This window comes from Novosphingobium sp. B 225 (genome assembly GCF_002198665.1).
Lineage (GTDB): Bacteria > Pseudomonadota > Alphaproteobacteria > Sphingomonadales > Sphingomonadaceae > Novosphingobium.
This window is the reverse complement of sequence record NZ_MWLM01000071.1, coordinates 1-22,256: the sequence shown is the minus strand read 5'-3', so window position 1 is coordinate 22,256 and position 22,256 is coordinate 1. Positions and strand designations below refer to the sequence as shown.

Sequence of the window (22,256 nt, the reverse complement as noted above, 5' to 3'; positions counted from 1 at the left end):
CGGATGACTGCACCGCTCCAACTCGGCATCGTTTTGCCGACCTACAACGAACGCGGCAATGTGCGCGGCATGGTCCAGCGGCTGGATGAAGCGCTGGCGGGGATCGCCTGGGAAGTGATCGTCGTGGACGATAACAGCCCCGATGGCACCGCCGACGAAGCCCGCGCGCTGGGCCGCGAAGACAGCCGGGTGCGGGTGATCCAGCGGATCGGGCGGCGCGGGCTGTCCTCTGCCGCAATCGAAGGGATGTGCGCCACCTCTGCCCCGGTGGTGGCGGTGATGGACGCCGATCACCAGCATGATCCCGCACTGCTGCCGCAGATGCTGGCTGCGGTTGAAAGCGGGGAATACGATCTGTCCTATGCCAGCCGCTTTGCCGAAGGGGCCAGCACCGAAGCCTGGGGCCGGCCTGACCGGGTCAAGGCATCTGGCATCGCCAACCGCATCGCCAACAAAGTCACCGGCGTTGAACTGAGCGATCCGATGAGCGGCTATTTCATGCTGCGCACCGATGTGCTGCGCGCCGATGCGCACCGCCTGTCGGGCGTGGGTTTCAAGATCCTGCTCGATATTCTCGCCACGGTCGAAGCGCCGCTGCGGATCAAGGAAGTGCCGATGAATTTCGCGGCGCGGGCGGAGGGTGAAAGCAAACTGGACCGCACCGTGGTGTTTGAATTCCTGGTCGGGCTTTATGACAAGTGGCTGGGGCGGATCATCCCCACGCGCTTCGCCCTGTTCGGCACGATTGGCGCGCTGGGCGTGGTGGTGCACATGACCGTGCTGGCCATTGTGCTCAACCTGTTCGGGGCCAAATTCCTCGTCACCCATTACCCCAAGGAAGCCGCGTTCATCGTTGGCCAGACCACGGCGGCGGTGGTGGCGATGACGTTCAACTTCGTGCTCAACAATGAGCTGACCTATTCCGACAAGCGGCTGCGCGGGTTCGGGCCGCTGATGTCGGGCTGGGCGCGATTTGCGCTGACCTGTTCGTTCGGCCTGCTTGCCAACATCGGCGCAGCCACCGCGCTGGTGCGGATCGGGTTCCACGAATATCCGGCGGCAATCGTCGGGATCGTGCTGGGTTCGGTGTGGAACTTTGCGCTGTCGAGCAAGTTCGTTTGGGGCAAGTACTGAAGCACTTGCCCCGGCAAGCTTACCCCGCCACGAAGCCCTTCCACGTCGCCATGTAATCGACGAATTTCGGCCCGAGCCCTTCGGTCAGCAGATGGGCGCGCGTCACGGGGGTGGGGGCGCTGGCGAAGGCGGGATCGGCCTTGGCCTGTGCCGGGAAATCGTGGTGCAGGATCGCGCCGCGCCCCAGCAGGACGAAATCGGCCCCTGCGGCAAGGCAATCGCGCACCCTGGCCGCGTCCATGATCTTGCCGGCCACGCCCAGCCGGGTTGCCCCGCGCTCCAGCGCGGTAAAATGTTCGATCAGCGGCCGGTCGGCGAACTCTTCCTCGTTCGGTAGCTTGAAGCAGTCCCACAGCGACATGTCGAGATAGTCGAGTTGGCCAGCGGTCATCACCTCTTCGGCGAAGCGCTTGGCTTCGCCCAGCTGGATGCCGAACCGTTCAGGTGACAGGCGCAGGCCAAGCTGGAACTGCGGGCCGGTCGCCGCGCGCACCACGTCGATCACTTCGCGGATGATCCGGGTGCGGCCTGCATAGTCGCCGCCCCAGCCATCATCGCGGGTGTTGTTTTCAGCATCGAGGAACTGCGCCAGCACATAGCCGTGCGCGCCGTGAATCTCGGCCCCGTCAAACCCGGCGCGTTCGGCCCGCACGGCGGCGGCGATGAAGCTGTCGCGCAGCTGCTCGACCTCGGCACTGGTCAGGGCCCGCGCGCCGGTTTCGGCATCGGCGAACGGCCCGACCGGGGTGCCGACGATCTCCTTGGGGCTGCGGATTCCGGCGTGATGCAGCTGGACCGAGCTGAGCGCGCCCTTCGCCCGCAGCGCCTGGGCCAGCCGGGTCAGCCCGGGCAGATGGTCGTCCGAGGCGATGCCGAGCTGGCCGGGAAAGCCGATCCCCTGCGGATCGACGAAAGCGGCGGCGGTCATCACCAGACCGAACCCGCCTTCGGCGCGTTTGACCAGCCAGTTGATTTCGTCATCGCTCAGCGTGCCGTCGGGGTTGCTCTGCAGGTTGGTCAGCGGGGCGAGCATGAAGCGGTTGGTCATTGCCGGGCCATGCGCCAGGCCGAGCGGCGCGAACATATCGGTCATGGGTATTGAGTCTCCTGTTTGAAACTCAATATCCAGCTTCAGCGCCAGCTGTCCAGCCACATCCACTGCGTATAACTTGGCCGCCCGCAGCACAGTGGACCGGCCGAGAGGATCGGGTAGAAATAGGCGAACATCGCCGCGCTGAGCGCTAGGGCGGCCGGGGCGAGCCAGCGCCACTTGTCCTTGCGCTGCCACAGATCGTCCAGCGCCAGCGCGAGGCAGACCATCAGGAAAGTGCCGGGCAGCAGGTAGTGGTAATAGAACTGGATCGGCTTGCCCGACAGTGCCCACATCAGCAGGCTGATCAGATAGAGCCCGGCAAAGCCCAGCATCGCCCAGTTCGCACGCCGCACGCCGGCCCACAGGCACCAGCCGAGCGCTGGCAGCCCCGCCAGCATGGTGAACGGATTGCCGACCAGCAGGACGCCGCGCTGCACCCCGTCGACTGGCTGGTACAGATACCAGATCGCCCGCCAGTTCACGACCCATTGATACCATTGGCTGCGATAGGGGTGCAGCCGGGTCACGCTGTCCTGCAATTGCAGCATATAGCGGTGCCAGCCCAGCGGATCCCAGGGATTGACCGGGTTCTGCGCCCAATGGAACGCGGGCCAGAAGCTGAACCAATAGGCACACAGCGGCACCAGCCCCAGCCACAGCGCGGCTTCGATCAAAGTCATCCCCGGCACCGGCCCGCCGCTGCGCGCGAACAGGAACCGCCAGCCGGTGTCGCGCAGTTTCCAGCCCGCAAAGACCAGCCCCGGCACCATCGCCGCAGGCGCGATCGACCATTTGGCTCCCAGCGCCAGCCCCAGACTGACCCCTGCGAGCGCCAGCCGCCAGCGCGCCTGTTGCGGCAGCCGCACCGCGCTCAGCGCCAGCCACAGTCCGATCATGCCCAGCAGCGCCATGACCATGTCGAGCATGGCGATCCGGCTTTGCACGAACCAGAGAAAGTCGGTCGCGACCAGAAACAGCGCGGCAAATGTGATCCGCCGGCTGCCGGTGGAAAACCACACCAGCCGGCTGAACGCGAACAGCCCCAGCGCTCCGCCAATCGCGCTGGGCACCCGCCACACCAGCGGCCGGTCGCCAAACAGGCGGATCGTTTCGGCGATCACCCATTTGCCCAGCATCGGGTGTTCGGGATTGAACCGCAGCCCTTCGTTCAGCCGCCGCGCGGCGTTGACGTAGTGAACCTCGTCAAAATAGATTTGCGAAGGGATCCCCAGCCGCCACCACACCAGGGCGAGAAAGAACACTGCCCAGACCGCGCACCAGTCTGCCGGATCCTGCTCGGTGGTAAAGCGCGCGCCCATCGCCCGGGGATTATCGGGCAGGGCGGCTTAGCGCAACGGCCTTGCGCCGGGATCAGCCATCGCTGCCGCTTTTCTGTTCCAGCCAGAACAGCCGGGCCAGCAGCATGAACAGGCCGATGCTGCCCAGCAACAGGACCGGGATCAGCCAGGGGCCAAAGGCCATGCCCACCCGCCGCGCGCGCGGCGCGGCAAGGAAGACAGCGCAGCCGAGCGCGAAGACCAGATCATACCAGACCTGCACGCCCCACAGATTGACGGTATGGTTGGCGACAAATCCGGTGGGCCCTTCGATCAGGATCGGGAATAGCGAATAGCCGAAAAAGGCTGCGGCCAGCAGGGCGGCAATCACCCAGTTGCCCGCGCCTGGCCGGGCCAGGGCCATCCGCGCCATGAACAGGGCAGCGCCCAGAGCCCCGGCAAGGAACAGCAATTCGAACGTGGTCATGCTAAGCCTCCATCGTGATGCGAGTCGTTTGTAGCACTCGCTACATAAAGGCATTATGTAGCGAGTGCTACAGGAAAGTTGATGTGATGGTTCCCGCGAAACAGGCGATGGTGCAGGCGATGGTGGGGCATGTGCTGCAGCATGGCATTGCTGACGCGAGCCTGCGCCCGCTGGCCCAGGCGGCCGGGACCAGCGACCGGATGCTGATCTATCATTTCGGTAGCAAGCAGCAGCTTATCGCCGCGATCCTGATCGAACTGGGGGAGATGTTCGGCCAAGTGCTGGAGGTGCAATTTGCAGCCCGACGTGCCCCGGATCGGCGCAGCTGCCTGGCCCAGCTGGGCCGGATAACCCGATCGCCCGATCTGCGCCCGATGATGCGGATCTGGATGCAGATCCTGGCGGCCTCCGCTGCCGGAGAGACGGCCTACGTTGAAACCGGGCGGCTGATTGTCGATCGGCTGATTGCGTGGATTTCGGCGCACTTGCCCGAAGCCGATCCCGATCCCGACCAGACGGCGCGGACCATGCTGGTGCTGATCGAAGGTTCGCTGGTGCTCGACATGGCGGGGCGGGGCGATGTGGCGGATGCCGTGCTGGACGGCGCGTTTCGCAGTTGAGCACGCTTGCCCCCTGCGCGCGGCGCTTCTAAAGCCGCCGCATCATGAAACGCACCACCGGAACCGACCGTTCGATCACCAAGCACTGGCGGCCTGCCACCCAGGCCGTGCGTGCGGGCACCTGGCGCAGCGAGCAGGGGGAGACCAGCGAAGCGCTGTTCCTCACTTCGGGCTATTCGTTTGACGATGCCGCCACCGTCGCCGCCCGTTTTGCCGGGGAAGCGCAGGGGATGACCTATTCCCGCCTGCAGAACCCCACCGTGGCCATGCTGGAAGAACGCATCGCGATGATGGAAGGGGCAGAGGCGTGCCGCGCCCAGGCATCGGGCATGGCGGCGATGACCGCGGCGATGCTGTGCCAGCTGAGCCAGGGCGATCACGTGGTCGCCGCGCGCGCCGCATTCGGTTCGTGCCGCTGGCTGGTGGACAGCCTGCTGCCGCGGTTCGGCATCACCAGCACCACGATCGACGCGCGCGACAATGCGCAGTGGGAAGCGGCGATCCAGCCCAATACCAAGGTGTTCTTCTTTGAAACGCCGGCCAACCCGACGATGGATATCGTCGATCTGCAATTCGTCTGCGATCTGGCGCGCAAGCACGGCATCACCACGGTGGTCGACAATGCCTTCTGCACATCGGCGCTGCAGCGCCCGCTGGAATTCGGCGCGGATGTGGTCGCCTATTCGGCAACCAAGCTGATGGACGGGCAGGGCCGCGTGCTGGCCGGGGCGGTGTGCGGGACGGAGGAGTTCATCAACAACGTGCTGCTGCCGTTTCAGCGCAACACCGGGCCGAACCTGGCCCCGTTCAACGCCTGGGTGGTGCTGAAAGGCCTTGAAACGCTGGACCTGCGGGTCAAGCGGCAGAGCGAGAATTGCCTGAAGGTTGGCAAGTTCCTGGAAAGCCGGGTCAACCGGATCAACCATCCGGGCCTGCCCAGCCACCCGCAGCACGAACTGGCGATGCAGCAGATGGACGCCTGCGGTTCGATCTTCAGCTTTGAAATGACTGACCGCAAGGAAGCCCATGCCTTGCTCGATGCGCTGAAGCTGATCGACATTTCCAACAACATCGGCGATTCGCGCAGCCTGATGTGCCACAACGCATCGACCACCCACTATTCGGTCAGCGCCGAAGCGCGTGCGGAAATGGGCGTGACCGAAGGGATGTTGCGGCTCAACGTGGGGCTGGAGGATCCGCAGGACCTGATCGAGGATCTTGATCAGGCGCTGAAATCGATCGGTCGCTAAGGGCATTGTCGCGGCGGATTTGAAGCGTTACCGTTGCACCCATGAAGGAGCTGTTCCAACACGCCGCCGTAACCCAGGGCATCACCGTGCGCGTCGCGGTGAATTTTCTGCCTGAGCAATCGCGGATCGAAGCGGGTAAATGGTTCTGGGTGTACCACATCCGGATCGAGAACGGCTCTGACCAGACGGTCCAGCTGATCAGCCGGTTCTGGAAAATCACCGACGGGCGCGGCATGGTCAATCACGTCGAGGGGGACGGGGTGGTGGGCGAACAGCCCACGCTCGCCCCAGGGCAGAGCCACGATTACGTTTCTGGCTGCCCGCTCACCACGCCGCACGGCAACATGGCCGGACACTACAATTTCCGCCGCGAAAATGGCGAAATGTTCGAAGTGGCGATCCCGTTTTTCCCGCTGGCCGCACCTGCCACGGCGGGGTGATTTTCGTCAGATCCTCCCCCTGTGGGGGAGGTGCCGAGTGAAACGAGGCGGAGGGGGCATGGCCGCGCCCCGTTCCCCTTCCGTCAGGACTTCGTCCTGCCACCTCGCCCACAGGGGGCGGATCTTGTGCCACTTGCCCCAAGTCCCGTCTCCCCATAGGGAAGCGGCATGAAGCGGACTCATCTGCCCCTCAACGCCCTGCGCGTGTTCGATGCCGCCGCGCGGCACCTGTCGTTCACGCGCGCGGCGGACGAGCTGGCGGTGACTCCCGCCGCCGTGGGTCAGCAGATCCGCGCGCTGGAAGATGTGCTGGGCGTAGTGCTGTTCCGCCGCACGCCCAAAGGGCTGGAACTGACCGAAGAAGCCATGGCCGGGCTGGAAGCGCTGCGCACCGGGTTCCTGCATTTCGAGGACGCGGTGCAGATGATGCAGGCGGGGCAATCAAGCCACGTCTATACCATCGCCGCCCCGCGTGAATTCTTTGCCACCTGGCTCGCCCCGCGCCTCGCCAGGTTTCGCGCTGACAACCCCGAAGTGCGCTTCAACATGGTGAGCGACGAAGACGCCGATTTTACCGAGGCGAACCTTGATCTCGCGGTGCGCTGGGCCGAAGGGCCGGGCAATCTGGAAGGCGCGGCGCTGGGTGCGCCGGGGCAGGTTGAGGTCGGCCATGGCTGCTGGATCGCGTGGCCCGGCGATCCCGCCCCGCATGGCGAGGGGGAGAGCCCGCCGCTGAGCGTAACCGATGCAGGGCAGGCCATGGCCGCCGCCGTTGCCGGGATGGGCAAGGCCCGCGTTCCGGCGCTGCTGGCGCAAAGCTGGATCGAGGTTGGGCGGCTGGCCGAAACCGGCGCCGCGGTGGACACGCGCCACGGCTACTGGCTGGTCGCGCCCACGCCGCAGTGGCGGCAGAAAAAGGTCAAGGCGCTGGTCGGGTTTCTGACCGGTAATTGACCTTGGCGGCGATCCGGTTAGCTTGGCCGGATGCAACTGATCGGCCAGTATGACAGCCCCTTTGTCCGCCGCGTCGGCATTGCCCTGACGCGCTATGGCATCCCGTTTGAGCATTTGCCCTGGTCCACTTTTGGCGATTGGGAACGGTTCGTGCAGCACAACCCGCTGCGCCGGGTGCCGTGTCTGGTGCTGGACAGCGGCGAAGCGCTGATCGACAGCGGCGCGATCCTTGATCACCTTGATGAACTTCACGGCCGCGACCGCGCGCTGATCGCGGCGGCGGGGCCCGATCGCCGCGCCGCACTGCGCCGGATCGCACTGGCCACGGGCACGGCGGACAAGGCGGTTGCGTTCTTCTATGCCCGGCTGTTCGCGCCGCGCCTCGATCCCGCCTTTGTCACCCGCAGCGAAGGCCAGATCACGGCCGGCCTTGCTGCGCTGGAGCAAGCAGCGGCGGCACGCAGCGGCGACTGGTGGCATGGCGCAACGCCAGGCCACGATGACATTGCCGCTGCCTGCGTGGTGCGGTTCCTGTCCGAAGCCTATGCCCACCTCGTCCGCCTGAGCGACTATCCCGCCCTGCAGGACCACAGCACCCGGGCCGAGGCGCGCGGCGAATTCCAGGCGATCAGCCAGACGTTCATTCCGCCCAGCTGATTGAGGGACGGCCAAGCAGAGCCTAGTCCGGCGGATTGTGCTTTTTCAGAAAGGCTTCCAGCCGGTCATACCACAGCGTTTCATTCTCGGGCTTGTCAAAGCCGTGGGCCTCTTCGGCGAAAGTCACGGATTCGACCAGGCCGGTCTTGGCTGTGGCATCGCGGAACAGGCGGAACTGCTTGTAGGGGACAGTGGTGTCCGCATCGCCGTGGGTCAGCAGAACCGGGCGGGTCAGGCGCGCGGCCTGGACCACAGGTGAAACCAGGTCGAGATCGAACTTGGTGTCATCGCCCACCACCCGTGCGCGCCACTTGCTCTTGCCCTTGGGGGCGAGGAAGCTGCTGGAGTATTTGAGCTGGCGTTTCCAGTCGGTCACTCCGGCAAAGCTGGCAGCGCAGCGGTAGCGTTCAGGGTTGCGGATCACCCCCCACAGCGCGGCATAGCCGCCGTAACTGGCCCCGACCAGGCAGACCCGCTTGGGATCGGCAATTCCCTGCGCCACGGCCCAGTCCATCGCATCGTCAAGATCGTCCTGCATCGCCCGGCCGATCTGGCCGCGGCCCAGTTCGTCGAATTTCTCGCCATAGCCCTCGCTGCCGCGAAAGTTGGGCTGGAGCACGACATAGCCGCGATTGGCGAGCAGTTGCACTTCGGTGTTGTATTCGAGCTTGTCGCGCACCCAGTATGGCCCGCCGTGGGGCATGATCACCAGCGGCAAGCCCTTGGGCGTGCGCCCGCGCGGCAGGGTCAGGTAGCCGTGGATCGCGGTCTTGTCGCGGGCGGTAAAGCTGATCGGCCTGGGGGTGGCGAGCAAGCCCCGGTCAACCTCGGGCACGCTGACGACCAAGGGGTCAAGCGTCGCCTTGGCGGCGGTGTAGATATAGGTTCCGCCGGGATCATCCTCATGCCCGGCCCAGACCAGCATCCGCGAATCGTCCTTCGCCCGTGAAAACACCCACACGTCGCTGCCTTTCAGCGCGCGTTCCAGCCGGGTCTGGATGGCTTTCATTTTGGGTTCGAACCACACCACCTTGTCGCGGTCATCGGTGTAATAGGCGGCGGTGACTTTGCCGGCCTGATCGATATCGACATCGGTCACGTCCCAGCCGGGGGCGGCATAGACCGTTTCGCCGACCTGGCGGGTGGCATAGTTGAACTTGCGCAGCGCCACCCGGCCGCTGTCATCCTTTTTCAGCACATAGCCTTCATCGCTGGCGCTGAAAATCTGCAGCACGTCGATGTAATCATCCTCCGACGAATTCTCGTCGAGCTTGGCGATCATCTTGAGTTCGTCGACCGGTTTGGACCGGTACCAGATCCGCAATTTGCGGCTGGGCATGACTTCGAACCCGACGCGCACATTGCCCTGATCGTCGGCGTACCAGTCCCACACCCCGGGCTTTTGTGGCTGGACCTGCTTGGCCTGCTTGCCCGCATCGGCCACCAGCGGAAACTGCCAGACCGACGGATAGTCATAGATCGTGCGCTGGATCGCCAGCAGCACATATTGCCCGGCGGGATCGGTATAGAGCAGGTCATCGCCCAGCAGGCCCTGCTCCTTGCGGGCGATGATATTGATCCGTCCCGTGGCAATATCAAACCAGTAGAGGCGGGTAAGCTTGGCCTCGTCATCGAACCACGGCACCGTGGTCGATATTGACATCAGCATCTTGTCATTCCCGGCCCAGCGGAACCATTCAAGCTCGGTCTTGGCCGCAACAGGCAGCTTTTGCAGTGCAGCAGAGTTGGCGGCATCAAGGATCGCAAGGCTGACCTTGCCTTCAAAGGTGGCGCGCACCGCGATGCGGTTGCCATCGGGCGAGAGCATCATGTCGGAAATCCCGCTGGACGAGGCGAAGGCCTTGGTCGGGATCTGGGCGGGGCGGGTCTGTTCGGCCGGAGCGGTCGGCGCGGGTGTCTGGGCGGTGAGCGGGCTGGAAAGGAGCAGCAGAGCCACCGCGCCAGTCAGATTGCGCCACAGTCCCATCCATGCCTCCTGCTTTCCCTGGGGCAGCAGGCTATTGGGATCGTTGCAAAAGGCAAGGCGCGACAAATGTGGTGGTGACAATAATCACAACGCGGTCTAGGGGCATGGGCCATGCGCGCACTGCGACGGATCCTGCTGCACAACCCGGCCCTGGCGGTCATGCTGCTGGCCCTGGCGCTGGCCGTGCGCGCGCTGGTCCCGGCGGGCTATATGGCCACGGGCGAGGGGCGGTCGATTACCGTCACGCTCTGCGCCGATGCCAGCGGCACGCCCCAGCAGATCGTGGTTCCGCTGGAGGACCACGGCGCGGGCAAGGACAGTCCGGACAAGCACCAGCCCTGCGCTTTTGCCGCCATGGCCGCCGCGCTGGATGTGCCGCCGCCCGTGCTTGTTGCGGCATTGCCGGGCCAGCCTGCAACCATGCGGCCCTTTGCCGCGCAATTGGTGGGCGTCGGCCGCGGCCTGGCCGCACCGCCACCGTACCAGACCGGACCACCGCTTAACGCCTGAACCCGATCGCGGCCTGCCATGCGCGGGCCATGTCGTTCATGCAATCAAAGCGGATTACCCATGTCTATCAAACCTGTGCTGCGCGCTTCTGCGTGCATTTCTGCGCTTGCCCTGTCCTGTCCCGTACTGGCCGAAGAGACTGCGGAGGCGGATGCCATGATCATCGTTGTCGGGCAAAAGGATGCGCCCGTTACTGTGGTCCCGCGCGGCCTGTCGGTATCGCTGGACCGCGAGAATTTCGAGGCGGTCAACGCGGTCAATGTCGAAGATCTGATGAAATATGCCCCCAACTTCTTCGTGCGCAAACGCTTTGCCGGGGATGACAACGCGGTGGTCGCGCTGCGCGGGACCAACACGGTGCAAAGCGCGCGGACGATCGTGATGGTGGACGGGTTTGTCGTCTCCAACTTCCTGGGCAACCGCTATGACTATCCGCCCAAGTGGAACGTGGTCGGCCCTTCCGAAGTGCGCCAGTTCGACATCGTCTATGGCCCCTATTCGGCGCGCTATGGCGGCAATTCGATGGGCGGGGTGATCTCTGTCACCACGCAGGAGCCCAAGGAGACCAGCGCCTATGCCACGGTGCAGGGCATGGTCATGCCGTTCAGGGAGTATGGTTTTGACCAGACCTTCAGCGGCTACAGCGTGGAAGGCGGGTTCACGCTGAAACCCGCCAATTCAAAGTGGAGCGCGCGCGGTTCGTTCCGGCATTTCCGCAATACCGGCCAATCGATGACCTATAACCTGCTCTCCGCCACCACCGGCACCGGCCCGGCAGTAACCGGGGCCTATGCCGACCCGCGCGAAGCTGCGCCCGTGTTCGGCGCGGCGAGTCCGGTGGACGTGACGCAGGACCAGTTGCGGCTGCGGCTGGGCTATGAGGCAGGCGGCGGCTGGCAGATTGGTGTGCTGGGCATGGTCTGGTGGACGCAGCAGGATCTGCTGAAGCCGGTGTCATGGCTGACCAATGTCACAACCGGAGCCGCCGTGCCGCAAGGCAAGGTAAGCTTCGCCGGCAAGACCTGGAATGCCGCCGGGCTGACCATGTCCAGGACCCGGCGGCGCGAATATCTGGCCGGGGTCAAGCTGGCCGGGCCGCTCGCGGGCTGGGACATGGCGCTCAACCTGTCGCGCTTCTGGATCCCGCACTGGGATGCGCGGTCCAGCAAGGATTACCTGACCGGCGCGGCAAATGGTGCGGGCACGCAGTCGCTGTCGCGCAATCCCGGCTGGTACACCGGCGATCTGGCGCTGGAACGGCGACTGGGCGCACACAAGCTGGCCTTTGGCGCGCAGGCCAATCTCTATGAGACGAACACCGATACCTTCACCACCACCGTCTGGAACGCCGCAACCGCTCCGACCATCAGCGCCGCGACTTATGGCAAGACCAGCCTGTGGGGCGTCTGGGCGGAAGACGCGGTGGACCTTGGCAATGACTGGGTGCTGACTGGCGGCCTGCGCTATGACCGCTGGCGGGCCTATGGTGGCGGGATCGCCAAGCTCTATGCCGGAGCGCGCAAGGACGATGCCTATCCGGACCGCAGCGACGATTCGATCAGCCCCAAGCTTAGCCTTCAGGGGCAAGTCACGCCGGATCTGGCGGTCCAGTTCAGCCTTGGCAGCGCCAAGCGTTTCCCGACGGTGGGTGAGCTGTTCCAGGGCCGGTTTGACGACATCACGCAGGGGATCGACCCGCAGAGCTTCGACCCGAACCTGAAAGCCGAACGCAGCGAGGATGCCAACCTGATCCTGCGTTATGGCAGCGGCCCGGTGCGGCTGACGGCGTCGCTGTTCTATCAGAACATCAGGGACGCGATTTTCAGCTTTCAGGGGCTCAACCAGTTCGGCACCGTGGTTTCCAGCTACAAGAATGTTGACCGGGTGCGGCAGTATGGGGCGGAGCTGATCCTTGAAGCGAAGGACTTGCTGCCGGGGCTGGACCTTGATGCCAATCTGGCGTGGATCAGCGCGAAGACAGTCAAGAACGCAGCCGCGCCCGCCGCCGAAGGGGTGCAATTCCCGCGCATTCCCGCGTGGCGCAGCAATGGCAACCTGCGTTACCGGATTGCCGCTCCGCTGAAAGTGTCGCTTGGCTGGCGCGCGGCCTCGCGGCCCAATTCGGACCTGTTCGGACTGCAGCGCGGGCGGGCCTATGGCTTCCAGAGCGAATATGTGACGTTCGATACCCGGCTGTCGTGGGATGTCACCCCGGCGGCGCAGCTCAGTCTGGGGATCGACAACCTGCTCAATTATCAGGCCTACGTCGCGCACCCACTGCCGCAGCGCAGCTTCGTGGCCGATCTTAAAGTGAAGTGGTAAGTGTGATGGCCGACAATCAACAAACGACTGCGCTCTATCGGCTGCAGTGGCGCTGGCATTTCTATGCCGGGCTGGTGGTCATGCCGATGGTGCTGCTGCTGGCGCTGACCGGGGCGGTGTTTCTGTTCAAGCCGCAGATCGATCACTGGCAGGAACGGCACTATCGCGGCCTGTCCGTGGCGGGGGAACTCTCGCCCGATGCGCAGTTGCAGGCCGCGCTGCGGGCCTATCCGGGCGCGACGTTCCATTCCTATCGCCTGCCGGAAGAACCGGGTGACGCGGCCATGCTGCACCTGGCCCTGCCGGGGGGCGAGATGCGCGACGTGTTCGTCTCGCCGCAAGGGCGTGTGCTGGGCAGCCGTGATCCGGAAACGATGATCAGCGAAGTGGTGCAGAAGCTGCACGGCCAGCTGCTGCTGGGCCATCCGGGCAGCTGGGTGGTGGAGATTGCGGCGAGCTGGGCGATCGTGCTGATCCTGTCGGGGCTATACCTGTGGTGGCCGCGGGGCCGGGGACTGGCGGGAGTGCTCTACCCACGGCTGGGCGGCAAGGGGCGGCTGTTCTGGCGCGATCTGCATGCGGTGGGGGGATTCTGGGTTTCCGGCCTGGCGCTGGTGCTGCTGTTCACCGGCCTGCCCTGGGCCCACGCCTGGGGCAGCGCGTTCAAGGCGGTGCGCGAAGAGCTGGGCTGGGTCAAAGGCGCGCAGGACTGGACCATTGGCGGCACGCCCGTGGGCGATCCCCACGCCGAACATGACCATGCAGCGATGGCAGCGTCGATGGCGGGGATGGACCACACGGCGATGAATCACGCGGCCATGGGCCACGGCGGAATGGCCCCGATCCGGCTGAGCGAGATGGTTGCCAAGGCCAAAGCCGAGCACCTCGCTTTTCCGGTGCTGGTCACGCCGCCGGGCGGCCCGGCGCGGTTCGGGCGCAAGGGCAGCGCGGACTGGACCGTGCGCTCCGATGCGGCCAACCGGCCCTTGCGGGTTTCGATCAGCTATGACGCCATGACCGGCAAGGAGCTGCGCCGCGAAGGGCAGGCCAACAAGCACGTGATCGACCGCGTGCTGGCCTATGGCATCGCCTGGCACGAAGGGCAGCTGCTGGGCTGGTTCAACCAGCTGATCGGGCTGCTGACGGCGATTGTCCTGGTGATCCTGCCGGTCAGCGGCTTTGTGATGTGGCGTCGGCGCAAGCCCGAAACCACCCTGGGCGCGCCGCCCTTGCCGCCGGTCAGGGCACGGATCGGCGGGATCGCTGCGGTGCTGGTCGTGCTGATGGTGCTGCTGCCGCTGCTGACGCTTTCGCTGTTCGCCGTGGCCATGCTCGATGCGCTGGTGGTGCAGCGCGTGCCGCGCTTGGCGCGGTGGCTGGGGACCACATAACTCCTCTCCATTTTTGCGAAGCACAAATGGGGAGGTGGCATTTGCGCAAGCAAATGACGGAGGGGTTTCTACCCTCGCGTCCTACCCCCCCAGCGCCCGCCGCACCATCAGGCCCAGATCGCGGCGCAGCGCGGCCGGATCGTGCGGCGCAGGCTGGGCGCTATCGTCCGCCACGGTTTCGATCGCAATCCCGGCGAGCAGACAGCCGAGCATGAAAGCGGCATGCGGAGCGGGCAGGGCAGGGGGCACTCGCCCGGCCGCCTGCGCGGCAATCACCAGCGCCTCGATCCGCTGACCAAAGCGCTGCTGGACCTGATCGAACACCGCGCGCGTTTCCAGCCGGTTGGCGATCATCGCGCTGAACAGCACGAAATAGGCGCGCACCGCCGTATCGCTGAGCGCCAGTTCGACGAAGCGGTCAAACAGTGCCAGCACCTGATCGAGCGGATCGGCCACCCCGGCAATCGCCTGATCCACCTGCGCGTGGACATGGGCCGATACCCGCCAGATCACGGCTTCGATCAGCCCGTCCTTCGATCCGTACTTGCGGCTGGCCAGTCCGCGCGAAAAACCTGCGCGCAGGCCCACCCGGTCCAGCGTGCAGGCCAGATAGCCTTCCTCGGCAATGATTTGCGCCGCCGCGTCCAGGAGCCGCGCCTCGCTTTGCGCGCGGCGTTCGGCCTGGGTCCGGCGCAGCGGGGGAGGGCTGGCGAGCTGATCCATCGCAAGCACCATAACTTAGTTGTTGACCGTATAACAACTGTTTTCTAGCCTGCACCCCGACTCCGGCGCCGCAGCCGGACACCCAAAGGACAAGACCATGGCAATTTCAGAACACCTGGCCCGCACGATCATCGATCCCAACAGCTATTCCAAGCGTGAGATCGTGGATCAGGCCTTCGCCGCGATCCGCGCCGGGCATCCGCTCGACAAGGCTGAGCTGGACGACATGGAACCGTTCTGGGTGGTCAGCCGCCACGCCGACATCAAGGAGATCGAGCGCCAGCCCGAAATCTTCCACAACGGGGACAAGAGCACGTTTCTGACCACCCATGAATCGACCGCCCGGGTCAAGATGCTGACCGGGGGCGAACCCAACCTGATCCGCAGCCTCGTCTCGCTGGATGGCAAGGAACACAAGGACGTGCGCGGGATCGTGTTCCCCCACGTCACGCCCAAGGCGATCCGCCCGCTGGAGGAAACGATCCGGGGAATCGCGCGCGAATTCGTCGATCACATGCTCAGCTTTGATGGCGAATGCGATTTCGCCAGCGACGTGGCGTTCCTCTATCCGCTGCGGGTGATCATGCAGGTGCTGGGGGTTCCGCAAGAGGACGAAGCGTTCATGCTCAAGCTGACGCAGGAACTGTTCAACAACGCCGACCCCGAACTCAACCGCGCCCGCGCCCAGCTCAGCCCGGAAGAAATGCTCAAGAGCCTGTGGGAAACCACCATGGAGCTGGAGAACTATTTCAAGGCGGTCACCGACAAGTTCCGGGCCAATCCAACTTCGCAGGTCAACAGCCTGATCGCCAATGCGAAAATCGATGGCGAGTATCTCAACCACCGGCAGTTGATGGGCTATTACATCATCGCCGCGACTGCCGGGCACGATACCACCAGCAACACCACCGCGGGCGCGATGTGGGCGCTGGCCGAACGGCCGCACCTGCTGAAGCAGCTGCAGGAGAGCCCCGAACGGATCAACGCCTTCGTCGAGGAATCGATCCGCTGGGAAGTGCCGGTCAAGCACTTCATGCGCAGCGCCGTGGCCGATTGCGAGATCGGCGGGCAGCAGATCAGGAAGGACGACTGGCTGATGCTGAGCTACCAATCGGGCAACCGCGACGAGGCGGTCTGGGCCGACCCGTTCGAATTCCGCATCGACCGCGAAGCGAACCCGCAGATCGCGTTCGGCTATGGCGTCCACGTCTGCCTGGGCCAACACCTCGCGCGGATGGAAATGCGGATCTTGTGGGAAGAGCTGTTCAAGCGCATCAAGTCAGTCGAAATGAACGGCACGGGCGAACGCACGATCTCCAATTTCGTGTGCGGGCCCAAACACGTGCCGATCCGCTTTGCGGTGAATTGAGGAGCGAGCAGCCATGCAACCCTATCGCAAATACCGCTGTCTCAACTGCGGGCTGATCTTTGACGAAGAGCTGGGGATGCCGGAGGAAGGCATTGCCCCCGGCACCCGGTTCGAGGATCTGCCGGATGACTGGTACTGCCCCGATTGCGGCAGCGAGAAGCAGGACTTTGAGCTGATCGATTACTGAGGGGCAATCGCGGCGAATGAGGCCCTTTTAATCGTCCGGTTAAAATTCCCGTTGACCCATGCCCCGGCATCGGCAACCTTGCGCCGATGCAACCCGAAACCATCCGCATTCCCGTGGGCGAAGGCCTGACGCTCGCCGCCGACATCGCCGGGCCGCGCCATGCGCCCACGGTGATCCTGGGGCATGGCGGCGGGCAGACGCGGCATTCGTGGGCCAAGGCCGAACTGCAGCTGGCCCAGTCCGGATACTTCGCGATCAATTATGACCTGCGCGGGCATGGCGAGAGCGACTGGTCGCACGATGGTTCCTATCCGATGGAACTGCGCGCCGATGATCTGACCGCGATCGCCAGCAGCCATGCCAACCGTCCGCTGGCTCTGGTCGGGGCTTCGCTGGGCGGGATCACCGCGCTGGTCGCGGCCACCCACGGCCTTGAGATTGCGGCGCTGGTGCTGGTCGATATTGTGCCCAAGATGCGGATCGAAGGCGCGAACAAGGTCCGCGCCTTCATGAGCGCCAATCCCAAGGGCTTTGCCAATCTGGAGGAGGCGGCCGACGCGATTGCCGCCTACAATCCCGCGCGGCCCCGGCCCAAGGATCTGTCGGGACTGCACAAGAACCTGCGGTTGGGCGCGGACGGGCGCTATCACTGGCATTGGGACCCGCGCATGATGCAGGACATGCGCGGCGATCCAAGTGGCATTCTGAACATCATGGACCGCGCCGACTGGACTGACCGGGTGCCGACCCTGCTAGTGCGCGGCATGAAAAGCGACATCGTTGACGATGAAGGCGTCGCCGATCTCTATCGCCGCATCCCCAAGCTGGAAGTCGCCGACATTCGCGGCGCCGGGCATATGGTGGCGGGCGACAAGAACGATGAATTCAACGGCGCGGTGATCGAATTTTTGCAGCGCGTGATGCCGAGCGGGGGGTAGCGGGACATCTCCCCCTCCTCTTCAGAGGAGGGGGAGATGTCCCGCNGGTAGCGGGACATCTCCCCCTCCTCTTCAGAGGAGGGGGCCGGGGGGTGGTGGCGGCATGAAGCGGCAGTGCTGGAACCGCACCACCCCCAACCCCCTCCTCTGAAGAGGAGGGGGTTCAGCCAGCCTCACGCCGCCACCTGCTCCTCACTCACATAGACCGACTGCGGGCGGATCAGCCGACCGGTCAGGGCCTGTTCGCGCGCGTGGGCCAGCCAGCCCGCGACCCGGCCCATGGCGAAAACAGCGGTAAAGGCCTCCGCTGGAAAGCCCACCGCTTCCAGCAGCAGCGCGGTGTAGAATTCGACATTGGTTTGCAGCACCCGGCCCGGCTTGTGCGCGGCCAGCACTGCCAATGCCTCACGCTCAACCGCTTCGGCAAAGGCCAGTCGTCCGGCGCTTTTGGGCAGCTTTGCCACGGCGGCTTTCAGCGCATCGGCGCGCGGATCGCGGGTGCGGTAGATGCGGTGGCCAAAGCCCATCAGGCGTTCGCCATCATGCACCGCGCGCTCCAGCCAGCGGCGCGCGTCACCTTCAGCCGCGATTTCATCCAGCATGGTGATGATCGGACCCGGCGCGCCGCCGTGAAGCGGGCCTTTCAGCGCGCCAAGCCCGGCCAGCACGGACGACATCAGCCCCGCCTGGGTCGAGGCGACCACCCGCGCGGCAAAGGTTGAGGCGTTGAGCCCGTGATCGCAGACCGTAACCAAGTACGTGTCGAGCGCCGCCGCACCACCATCGCGGCCCAACATCCGCACCACATCTGCCGCATGGCCCAGCGCCGGATCGGGGGGCAGGGGAGTGCCCCCTGCTTGCAGGCGCAGCAGCGCCGGGGTCAGCACCGCAGGCGCGGCAGCCAGCCGCAGGGCATCGTCCAGCGTGGTGCCATCGCCCAGCAGCGCTGCCCCGGCGCGCATTGCGTCATAGACGGGGCGCCGGGCGAGCTGCGGCAGCAGTGCAGCGGTGGCGGCATAGACTTCTGCCCGCGCCGTGCCCAGCCGGGCAGTCAGGGCGGCGGGGTCTGGCAGATCGGGGAAGAACCCCTGCCACAACAGGTGCAGCACCTGTTCAAAGCTTTGCCGCCCGGCCAGTTCGTCCAGACTGTGCCCCCGGATCACCAGTTGCCCGGCGGCACCGTCAACATCCGACAGCACCGTGGCGGCGACGATAATGTCATCAAGCCCGTTGTGGATCATGGCGAATCTCCTTCTCCTTCGCAGTTGCAGCGAAGGTGGACCCGGCAATTGCAATCAACAATCTTGATCAATATAATCAATGTATGATTGCGCAGACTTCACGCCCCACACCTTCCCACCCCACAATCGTCACCCTGAACCAAGTTCAGGGTGACGGGGATCGAGAGGGCAGAATAGGGGCGCAAGCATGAACGAATGGCTGACCCGCGCCGAAGCCTTGTCCGCGCTCGGCATCCGCGCGCAGACGCTCTACGCCTATGTCAGCCGCGGGCAGGTGGCGCGGCGGGCCGATCCGGCGGATTCGCGCCGCAGCCTCTATCGCGGCGATGATGTGGTGGCGCTGATCGCCAAGCGGCGGCGCGGGCGGCGGCCAGCCGCGATTGCGGCCAGCGCGATCGCCTGGGGCGAACCGGTGATCGACACGGCAATCTCCACCGTGGTTCAGGGCCGCCTGATCTATCGCGGGCACGATGCGGCAGAGTGGTGCGAACACGCCACGTTTGAAGATTCCGCCCGCCTGCTGTGGGACTTGCCCGATAGGCCGGTGTTCCCCGCAAGTGGCCCGCCCGGCGATCCCTTTGTTGCGCTGGGCGAATTGGCGGGGGACATGAAGCCCACGGTTGGCCGCCCCGCGGACAAGCTGGCGCAAGACGCAGTGCGCGCGGTGGCGCGGCTGGTGACGGCGCTGGGTGCGGGCGGAGAAGGGCCGGTGCATCTGCGGCTGGCGGCGCTGTGGCGGCTCGACGATGCGGGGGCGGATCTGCTGCGGCGGGCATTGGCCCTGCTGGCGGACCATGAACTCAACCCTTCGACTTTCGCAGCGCGGGTGGCGGCCAGCACCGGGGCCTCGCTCCCGGCCTGCCTGCTGGCGGGGATGGGCGCACTCAGCGGTCCGCGCCACGGCGGGGCGGGCAACGCGCTGGCGGCCTTGGCGGCAGAGGCAGAGCGGGTCGGCGCGGGCGAGGCGGTTGATCGCTGGCTTGCCTCTGGCCAGGCCCCGCCGGGGTTCGGCCACACGCTCTACCCCAGCGGCGATCCGCGCGCGGCCGCCCTGCTGCGCCGCGCCGCCCCCGGCCCGCGCCTCGCCCGGCTGCGCGACGCGGTATTCGAAGCGACCGGGCGGCTGCCCAACATCGATTTTGCGCTGCTGGTACTCAGCCGCAAACTGGGCCTGCCCGCGCGCAGCCCGCTGCGACTGTTCGCAGTCGGCCGCTCGATCGGCTGGGCGGCGCATGCGGTTGAACAAGCGCTGGGCGGGGCAGTGATCCGGCCCCGGGCGCGGTATACCGGAGCGCCCCGTCCGGCCCGGGTCGGGCCCTGACCGGACGGGGCTGCCGGGTAAGGGGGGCCTTACTCGGGTATCTCCCAGCGCACCGCGCCGGTGTAGCTGCCGGGGACGGCGGCGCCGGTTTCATCGCTGGCGGGGTCGAACTTGGCGCGGCGGGTGAGCTTGTCGCAGGTCGCCGCGTCAAGCCCCGGGAAGCCGCTGGTGGCGAGCACGCTGCACTGCGCGACTTTGCCCTGCGCGGTCACTTCCAGCCGGAACCGGACCAGCCCTTCGTTGCCTTCACCCAGATCGCGCGAGGGGTAATCGTTGGCCGAGACCCACGCGCCGGGGTTGCCGCGCGGCTTGGCAAAGCGCGGGGCAAAGCTGGCGCGCGGCGCGGGCTCCTCGATCGGCGGGAACTTCGCCTCGGCAATCCCGCCGGTGCCGGGCTGTTCGATCCCCTCGGTCGGGAAAGTCAGGCCGCCATCGCCCTTGAGGCTGTCGAACGGGGTTTCCGGCGCGGTGAGCGGGGGCTTGTCCTGGGTCCTGGTGTGCTGCTGCGGCTGCGGGGGCGGCGGCGGGGTCTTGGGCGGCTCCTTGGGGATGAAGATCCCGATGATCTTGTCCTGCACCCGGATGTTCTCCTTCATCGCAAAGCCCTGGATCAGCGCAAAGGCCAGCCCGGCCTCCAGCGCCAGCACGGCGGCGAAAGTCCCGGTTTTGCGGGTGACGGAAGCGGTATCGGCATAGGCCATGGCGGCATCCTCTCGGTTATGGCGCCGCCCGCTCCCACCCCGAGAGCGAGTCGGCGCTGGTTATGTGTTACAGTATATCATGACAATTGAGCAGGACAAGCCCTTTCCGTAACGTCACCCACAAGGGCTTGCTTCCCGCCTGCGCGAGGGGCAACACCAGCCCGCGCCTCCGGGCCGACCACCCATAGGGTACGATCAACGGGTGGTCGGGCCGGGGGCGCGGGCCGGTGTTGCCCGGTTCCGGCCCCGCCGGACCAACCAAAAAGGAGAGGCCGATGCCCACATTGTATGATTTCCAACGCGCCCCCAGCCCGCGCCGCGCGCGGATCGTGCTGGCGGAAAAGGGGATCGCGCATGATACGGTGCAGGTCGATCTCGGCACGCAGGAGCAGCTGGGCGAGGTGTTCCGCGCGATCAACCCGGCCTGCACCGTCCCCGCGCTGGTGCTGGACGGGGGAGCGGTGCTGACCGACAACGCCGGGATCGCCGCCTGGGCCGAAGCCCACCAGCCCGAACCGCCATTGCTGGGCCGCACGGCGCTGGACAAGGCCGAAGTCGCCAGCTGGAACAGCCGGATCGAAGGCGAATGCTTCATGGCGATTGCCGAAGTGCTGCGCAACACCGCCAAAGGCATGGTCGGCCGCGCGCTGCCGGGGCCGAACGACTATGCCCAGATCCCCGAACTGGCGGAGCGTGGCCGCGCCCGCCTGCTGCATTTCCTGGACCGGTTCGAAGCGCACATGACGGGGCGCGAATGGGTTGCCACCGGCAGCTTTACCCTGGCCGACATCACCGCCGGAGTCGCGCTCGATTTCGCCGCCTGGGTCAAAGTCGATGCCAACGCGGGCCGCCCCGCCATCACCGCCTGGCGCGCCCGGCTGGCCGGGCGGGAGAGCTTTTCGCTTTAATCCTCTTCCGCCAGCAAGGCCTCATTCGCCTCGCGCCGGTCGCGCATGTCCTCGATCATGCGGGTGATCGAAGCCAGCACGTCTTCCTCGCTTTCATCATCGCCCGACCATTCGGCCCGCAGCCGCTCGTAAACCGGGTGGCCGGGGCGCAGCGCGGCATAGCTGCCCGCCTCGCTATACCAGCGCCGCGCCCGGCGCTGGCGCAGCAGGAACATCAGCAGCGCATTGTCATGCCGCGTCCAGGTGCCAACCACCTCGCCCTGGCGCACAATCGGCCGCTGCTCCCCCGCAATCGCCCGTTCCAGCGCGCAATCCTCCAGCCGCGCCACCCCGCGATCAATCGCCGCTTCCCATGCCGCCGAAAAAGCCTCTGCCCCCGGCTGGTTGCGCAGCCGGTAGAGCGCCTCCAGCGAAGCCCCGATCCGCAGCGCCGCCTGCGTCACGATCCCCGTCGCCGCCAGCGCCGCAATAAAGGCCCGCTGCCGCTCCGGCGTAATCGAATTGCGCCGCGGCGCCCGGTGCAGATAGGGCGCAAACCCCAGCAAGGGATCGTCCGGCTCTGGCGGCAGATCGGTAAAAGCGGTCCGGCTGGTGCGGCGGCCGGGGCGGGGCGATTTGCACTGCAGCGCCTTGGCGGCGGGGTGCGGGGTATTGTCAGGCTGTGGCAAAGGTGGAGCCTCCGGCTGGTCAAAAAAGTTCCCTGTTTGTTCTGATTTGGGATATGACACAGGCGGGGGTGTGTAGGA

The 22,256-nt window shown here is 65.8% G+C and carries 22 protein-coding genes; 14 read left to right on the top strand and 8 right to left on the bottom strand.

Features of this window, described 5'->3' with window-relative positions:
* The first annotated feature begins 3 nt into the window (after positions 1-3).
* Positions 4-1,134, top strand: a complete 1,131-nt coding sequence (locus MNBBLIKP_RS16305) for a glycosyltransferase (protein ID WP_088311335.1) — start codon at positions 4-6, stop codon at positions 1,132-1,134.
* Positions 1,135-1,153: 19 nt separating this feature from the next.
* Here MNBBLIKP_RS16305 and MNBBLIKP_RS16300 read toward each other — a convergent pair whose 3' ends face one another.
* The 3 genes from MNBBLIKP_RS16300 to MNBBLIKP_RS16290 are packed head-to-tail and all read right to left on the bottom strand — an operon-like array spanning position 1,154 to position 3,991.
* Positions 1,154-2,227, bottom strand: a complete 1,074-nt coding sequence (locus MNBBLIKP_RS16300) for an NADH:flavin oxidoreductase (protein ID WP_088311334.1) — start codon at positions 2,225-2,227, stop codon at positions 1,154-1,156.
* Positions 2,228-2,265: 38 nt separating this feature from the next.
* Positions 2,266-3,546: a phospholipid carrier-dependent glycosyltransferase gene (locus tag MNBBLIKP_RS16295; protein WP_088311333.1), complete on the bottom strand. Its 1,281-nt coding sequence runs from the start codon at positions 3,544-3,546 to the stop codon at positions 2,266-2,268.
* Positions 3,547-3,598: 52 nt separating this feature from the next.
* Positions 3,599-3,991, bottom strand: a complete 393-nt coding sequence (locus tag MNBBLIKP_RS16290; protein ID WP_088311332.1) for a hypothetical protein — start codon at positions 3,989-3,991, stop codon at positions 3,599-3,601.
* 86 nt (positions 3,992-4,077) lie between these two features.
* On the opposite strand from MNBBLIKP_RS16290, the gene MNBBLIKP_RS16285 reads away from it, so the two are divergent.
* From MNBBLIKP_RS16285 to MNBBLIKP_RS16265, 5 genes are all read left to right on the top strand, one after another.
* Positions 4,078-4,611, top strand: coding sequence for a TetR/AcrR family transcriptional regulator (locus MNBBLIKP_RS16285; RefSeq protein WP_254913091.1), 534 nt, complete (start codon positions 4,078-4,080; stop codon positions 4,609-4,611).
* A gap of 44 nt (positions 4,612-4,655) precedes the next feature.
* Positions 4,656-5,861 carry a trans-sulfuration enzyme family protein gene (locus MNBBLIKP_RS16280; protein WP_088311330.1) on the top strand — a complete coding sequence of 402 codons (1,206 nt, stop codon included), beginning with the start codon at positions 4,656-4,658 and terminating at the stop codon, positions 5,859-5,861.
* A 41-nt stretch (positions 5,862-5,902) separates the two neighbouring features.
* Positions 5,903-6,301, top strand: coding sequence for a Co2+/Mg2+ efflux protein ApaG (apaG, locus tag MNBBLIKP_RS16275; RefSeq protein WP_088311329.1), 399 nt, complete (start codon positions 5,903-5,905; stop codon positions 6,299-6,301).
* Between the two features lie 168 nt (positions 6,302-6,469).
* Positions 6,470-7,255 carry a LysR family transcriptional regulator gene (locus MNBBLIKP_RS16270; RefSeq protein ID WP_088311328.1) on the top strand — a complete coding sequence of 262 codons (786 nt, stop codon included), beginning with the start codon at positions 6,470-6,472 and terminating at the stop codon, positions 7,253-7,255.
* A gap of 30 nt (positions 7,256-7,285) precedes the next feature.
* Positions 7,286-7,912: a glutathione S-transferase family protein gene (locus MNBBLIKP_RS16265; RefSeq protein WP_088311327.1), complete on the top strand. Its 627-nt coding sequence runs from the start codon at positions 7,286-7,288 to the stop codon at positions 7,910-7,912.
* A gap of 22 nt (positions 7,913-7,934) precedes the next feature.
* Here MNBBLIKP_RS16265 and MNBBLIKP_RS16260 read toward each other — a convergent pair whose 3' ends face one another.
* The gene (locus MNBBLIKP_RS16260) at positions 7,935-9,899 is read right to left on the bottom strand and encodes an alpha/beta hydrolase family protein (protein ID WP_140420633.1); all 1,965 of its coding nucleotides are present in this window, start codon (positions 9,897-9,899) and stop codon (positions 7,935-7,937) included.
* A gap of 111 nt (positions 9,900-10,010) precedes the next feature.
* Here MNBBLIKP_RS16260 and MNBBLIKP_RS16255 point away from each other — a divergent pair, with 111 nt between their 5' ends.
* The 3 genes from MNBBLIKP_RS16255 to MNBBLIKP_RS16245 are packed head-to-tail and all read left to right on the top strand — an operon-like array spanning position 10,011 to position 14,122.
* Complete coding sequence (locus MNBBLIKP_RS16255) at positions 10,011-10,409, top strand: hypothetical protein (RefSeq protein ID WP_088311325.1); 399 nt, start codon at positions 10,011-10,013, stop codon at positions 10,407-10,409.
* Between the two features lie 60 nt (positions 10,410-10,469).
* Complete coding sequence (locus MNBBLIKP_RS16250) at positions 10,470-12,731, top strand: TonB-dependent receptor (RefSeq protein ID WP_088311324.1); 2,262 nt, start codon at positions 10,470-10,472, stop codon at positions 12,729-12,731.
* Positions 12,732-12,736: 5 nt separating this feature from the next.
* The gene (locus tag MNBBLIKP_RS16245; RefSeq protein ID WP_088311323.1) at positions 12,737-14,122 is read left to right on the top strand and encodes a PepSY-associated TM helix domain-containing protein; all 1,386 of its coding nucleotides are present in this window, start codon (positions 12,737-12,739) and stop codon (positions 14,120-14,122) included.
* A gap of 81 nt (positions 14,123-14,203) precedes the next feature.
* Here the strand turns inward: MNBBLIKP_RS16245 and MNBBLIKP_RS16240 are convergent, their stop codons facing one another.
* The gene (locus tag MNBBLIKP_RS16240) at positions 14,204-14,857 is read right to left on the bottom strand and encodes a TetR/AcrR family transcriptional regulator (protein WP_088311322.1); all 654 of its coding nucleotides are present in this window, start codon (positions 14,855-14,857) and stop codon (positions 14,204-14,206) included.
* Positions 14,858-14,942: 85 nt separating this feature from the next.
* Here MNBBLIKP_RS16240 and MNBBLIKP_RS16235 point away from each other — a divergent pair, with 85 nt between their 5' ends.
* From MNBBLIKP_RS16235 to MNBBLIKP_RS16225, 3 genes are all read left to right on the top strand, one after another.
* Entirely contained in the window at positions 14,943-16,214 is a 1,272-nt protein-coding gene (locus tag MNBBLIKP_RS16235) for a cytochrome P450 (protein ID WP_088311321.1), read from the top strand.
* A 13-nt stretch (positions 16,215-16,227) separates the two neighbouring features.
* Complete coding sequence (locus MNBBLIKP_RS16230) at positions 16,228-16,401, top strand: rubredoxin (RefSeq protein ID WP_088311320.1); 174 nt, start codon at positions 16,228-16,230, stop codon at positions 16,399-16,401.
* An 86-nt stretch (positions 16,402-16,487) separates the two neighbouring features.
* A complete protein-coding gene (locus MNBBLIKP_RS16225; RefSeq protein ID WP_088311319.1) occupies positions 16,488-17,339 on the top strand; it encodes an alpha/beta fold hydrolase in 852 nt (283 codons plus the stop codon).
* A 173-nt stretch (positions 17,340-17,512) separates the two neighbouring features.
* Here the strand turns inward: MNBBLIKP_RS16225 and MNBBLIKP_RS16220 are convergent, their stop codons facing one another.
* On the bottom strand, positions 17,513-18,580 hold the full coding sequence (locus MNBBLIKP_RS16220; RefSeq protein WP_217896700.1) for a citrate synthase/methylcitrate synthase: 1,068 nt from the start codon (positions 18,578-18,580) through the stop codon (positions 17,513-17,515).
* Positions 18,581-18,767: 187 nt separating this feature from the next.
* Between MNBBLIKP_RS16220 and MNBBLIKP_RS16215 the strand changes: the two genes are divergently transcribed.
* Positions 18,768-19,901 (top strand): citrate synthase, encoded by a 1,134-nt coding sequence (locus MNBBLIKP_RS16215; protein ID WP_088311318.1) that lies wholly within the window; start codon positions 18,768-18,770, stop codon positions 19,899-19,901.
* Between the two features lie 29 nt (positions 19,902-19,930).
* Here MNBBLIKP_RS16215 and MNBBLIKP_RS16210 read toward each other — a convergent pair whose 3' ends face one another.
* Positions 19,931-20,602 carry an energy transducer TonB gene (locus tag MNBBLIKP_RS16210; protein WP_088311317.1) on the bottom strand — a complete coding sequence of 224 codons (672 nt, stop codon included), beginning with the start codon at positions 20,600-20,602 and terminating at the stop codon, positions 19,931-19,933.
* A gap of 275 nt (positions 20,603-20,877) precedes the next feature.
* Here MNBBLIKP_RS16210 and MNBBLIKP_RS16205 point away from each other — a divergent pair, with 275 nt between their 5' ends.
* Positions 20,878-21,510, top strand: coding sequence for a glutathione S-transferase family protein (locus MNBBLIKP_RS16205; protein WP_088311316.1), 633 nt, complete (start codon positions 20,878-20,880; stop codon positions 21,508-21,510).
* Here MNBBLIKP_RS16205 and MNBBLIKP_RS16200 read toward each other — a convergent pair.
* Complete coding sequence (locus MNBBLIKP_RS16200) at positions 21,507-22,178, bottom strand: hypothetical protein (RefSeq protein ID WP_088311315.1); 672 nt, start codon at positions 22,176-22,178, stop codon at positions 21,507-21,509. The genes MNBBLIKP_RS16205 and MNBBLIKP_RS16200 overlap by 4 nt on opposite strands.
* Positions 22,179-22,256 lie beyond the last annotated feature (78 nt).

Bases quoted from the DNA above. Each gene is read 5' to 3' on its own strand.
- MNBBLIKP_RS16210 (WP_088311317.1), bottom strand. From the start codon at position 20,602: ATGGCCTATGCCGATACCGCTTCCGTCACCCGCAAAACCGGGACTTTC.
- MNBBLIKP_RS16280 (WP_088311330.1), top strand. From the start codon at position 4,656: ATGAAACGCACCACCGGAACCGACCGTTCGATCACCAAGCACTGGCGG.
- MNBBLIKP_RS16295 (WP_088311333.1), bottom strand. From the start codon at position 3,546: ATGGGCGCGCGCTTTACCACCGAGCAGGATCCGGCAGACTGGTGCGCG.
- MNBBLIKP_RS16300 (WP_088311334.1), bottom strand. From the start codon at position 2,227: ATGACCGATATGTTCGCGCCGCTCGGCCTGGCGCATGGCCCGGCAATG.
- MNBBLIKP_RS16220 (WP_217896700.1), bottom strand. From the start codon at position 18,580: ATGATCCACAACGGGCTTGATGACATTATCGTCGCCGCCACGGTGCTG.
- MNBBLIKP_RS16230 (WP_088311320.1), top strand. From the start codon at position 16,228: ATGCAACCCTATCGCAAATACCGCTGTCTCAACTGCGGGCTGATCTTT.
- MNBBLIKP_RS16245 (WP_088311323.1), top strand. From the start codon at position 12,737: ATGGCCGACAATCAACAAACGACTGCGCTCTATCGGCTGCAGTGGCGC.
- MNBBLIKP_RS16260 (WP_140420633.1), bottom strand. From the start codon at position 9,899: ATGGGACTGTGGCGCAATCTGACTGGCGCGGTGGCTCTGCTGCTCCTT.
- MNBBLIKP_RS16305 (WP_088311335.1), top strand. From the start codon at position 4: ATGACTGCACCGCTCCAACTCGGCATCGTTTTGCCGACCTACAACGAA.
- MNBBLIKP_RS16235 (WP_088311321.1), top strand. From the start codon at position 14,943: ATGGCAATTTCAGAACACCTGGCCCGCACGATCATCGATCCCAACAGC.
- apaG (WP_088311329.1), top strand. From the start codon at position 5,903: ATGAAGGAGCTGTTCCAACACGCCGCCGTAACCCAGGGCATCACCGTG.
- MNBBLIKP_RS16250 (WP_088311324.1), top strand. From the start codon at position 10,470: ATGTCTATCAAACCTGTGCTGCGCGCTTCTGCGTGCATTTCTGCGCTT.
- MNBBLIKP_RS16285 (WP_254913091.1), top strand. From the start codon at position 4,078: ATGGTTCCCGCGAAACAGGCGATGGTGCAGGCGATGGTGGGGCATGTG.
- MNBBLIKP_RS16255 (WP_088311325.1), top strand. From the start codon at position 10,011: ATGCGCGCACTGCGACGGATCCTGCTGCACAACCCGGCCCTGGCGGTC.
- MNBBLIKP_RS16205 (WP_088311316.1), top strand. From the start codon at position 20,878: ATGCCCACATTGTATGATTTCCAACGCGCCCCCAGCCCGCGCCGCGCG.
- MNBBLIKP_RS16270 (WP_088311328.1), top strand. From the start codon at position 6,470: ATGAAGCGGACTCATCTGCCCCTCAACGCCCTGCGCGTGTTCGATGCC.
- MNBBLIKP_RS16265 (WP_088311327.1), top strand. From the start codon at position 7,286: ATGCAACTGATCGGCCAGTATGACAGCCCCTTTGTCCGCCGCGTCGGC.
- MNBBLIKP_RS16215 (WP_088311318.1), top strand. From the start codon at position 18,768: ATGAACGAATGGCTGACCCGCGCCGAAGCCTTGTCCGCGCTCGGCATC.
- MNBBLIKP_RS16225 (WP_088311319.1), top strand. From the start codon at position 16,488: ATGCAACCCGAAACCATCCGCATTCCCGTGGGCGAAGGCCTGACGCTC.
- MNBBLIKP_RS16290 (WP_088311332.1), bottom strand. From the start codon at position 3,991: ATGACCACGTTCGAATTGCTGTTCCTTGCCGGGGCTCTGGGCGCTGCC.
- MNBBLIKP_RS16240 (WP_088311322.1), bottom strand. From the start codon at position 14,857: ATGGTGCTTGCGATGGATCAGCTCGCCAGCCCTCCCCCGCTGCGCCGG.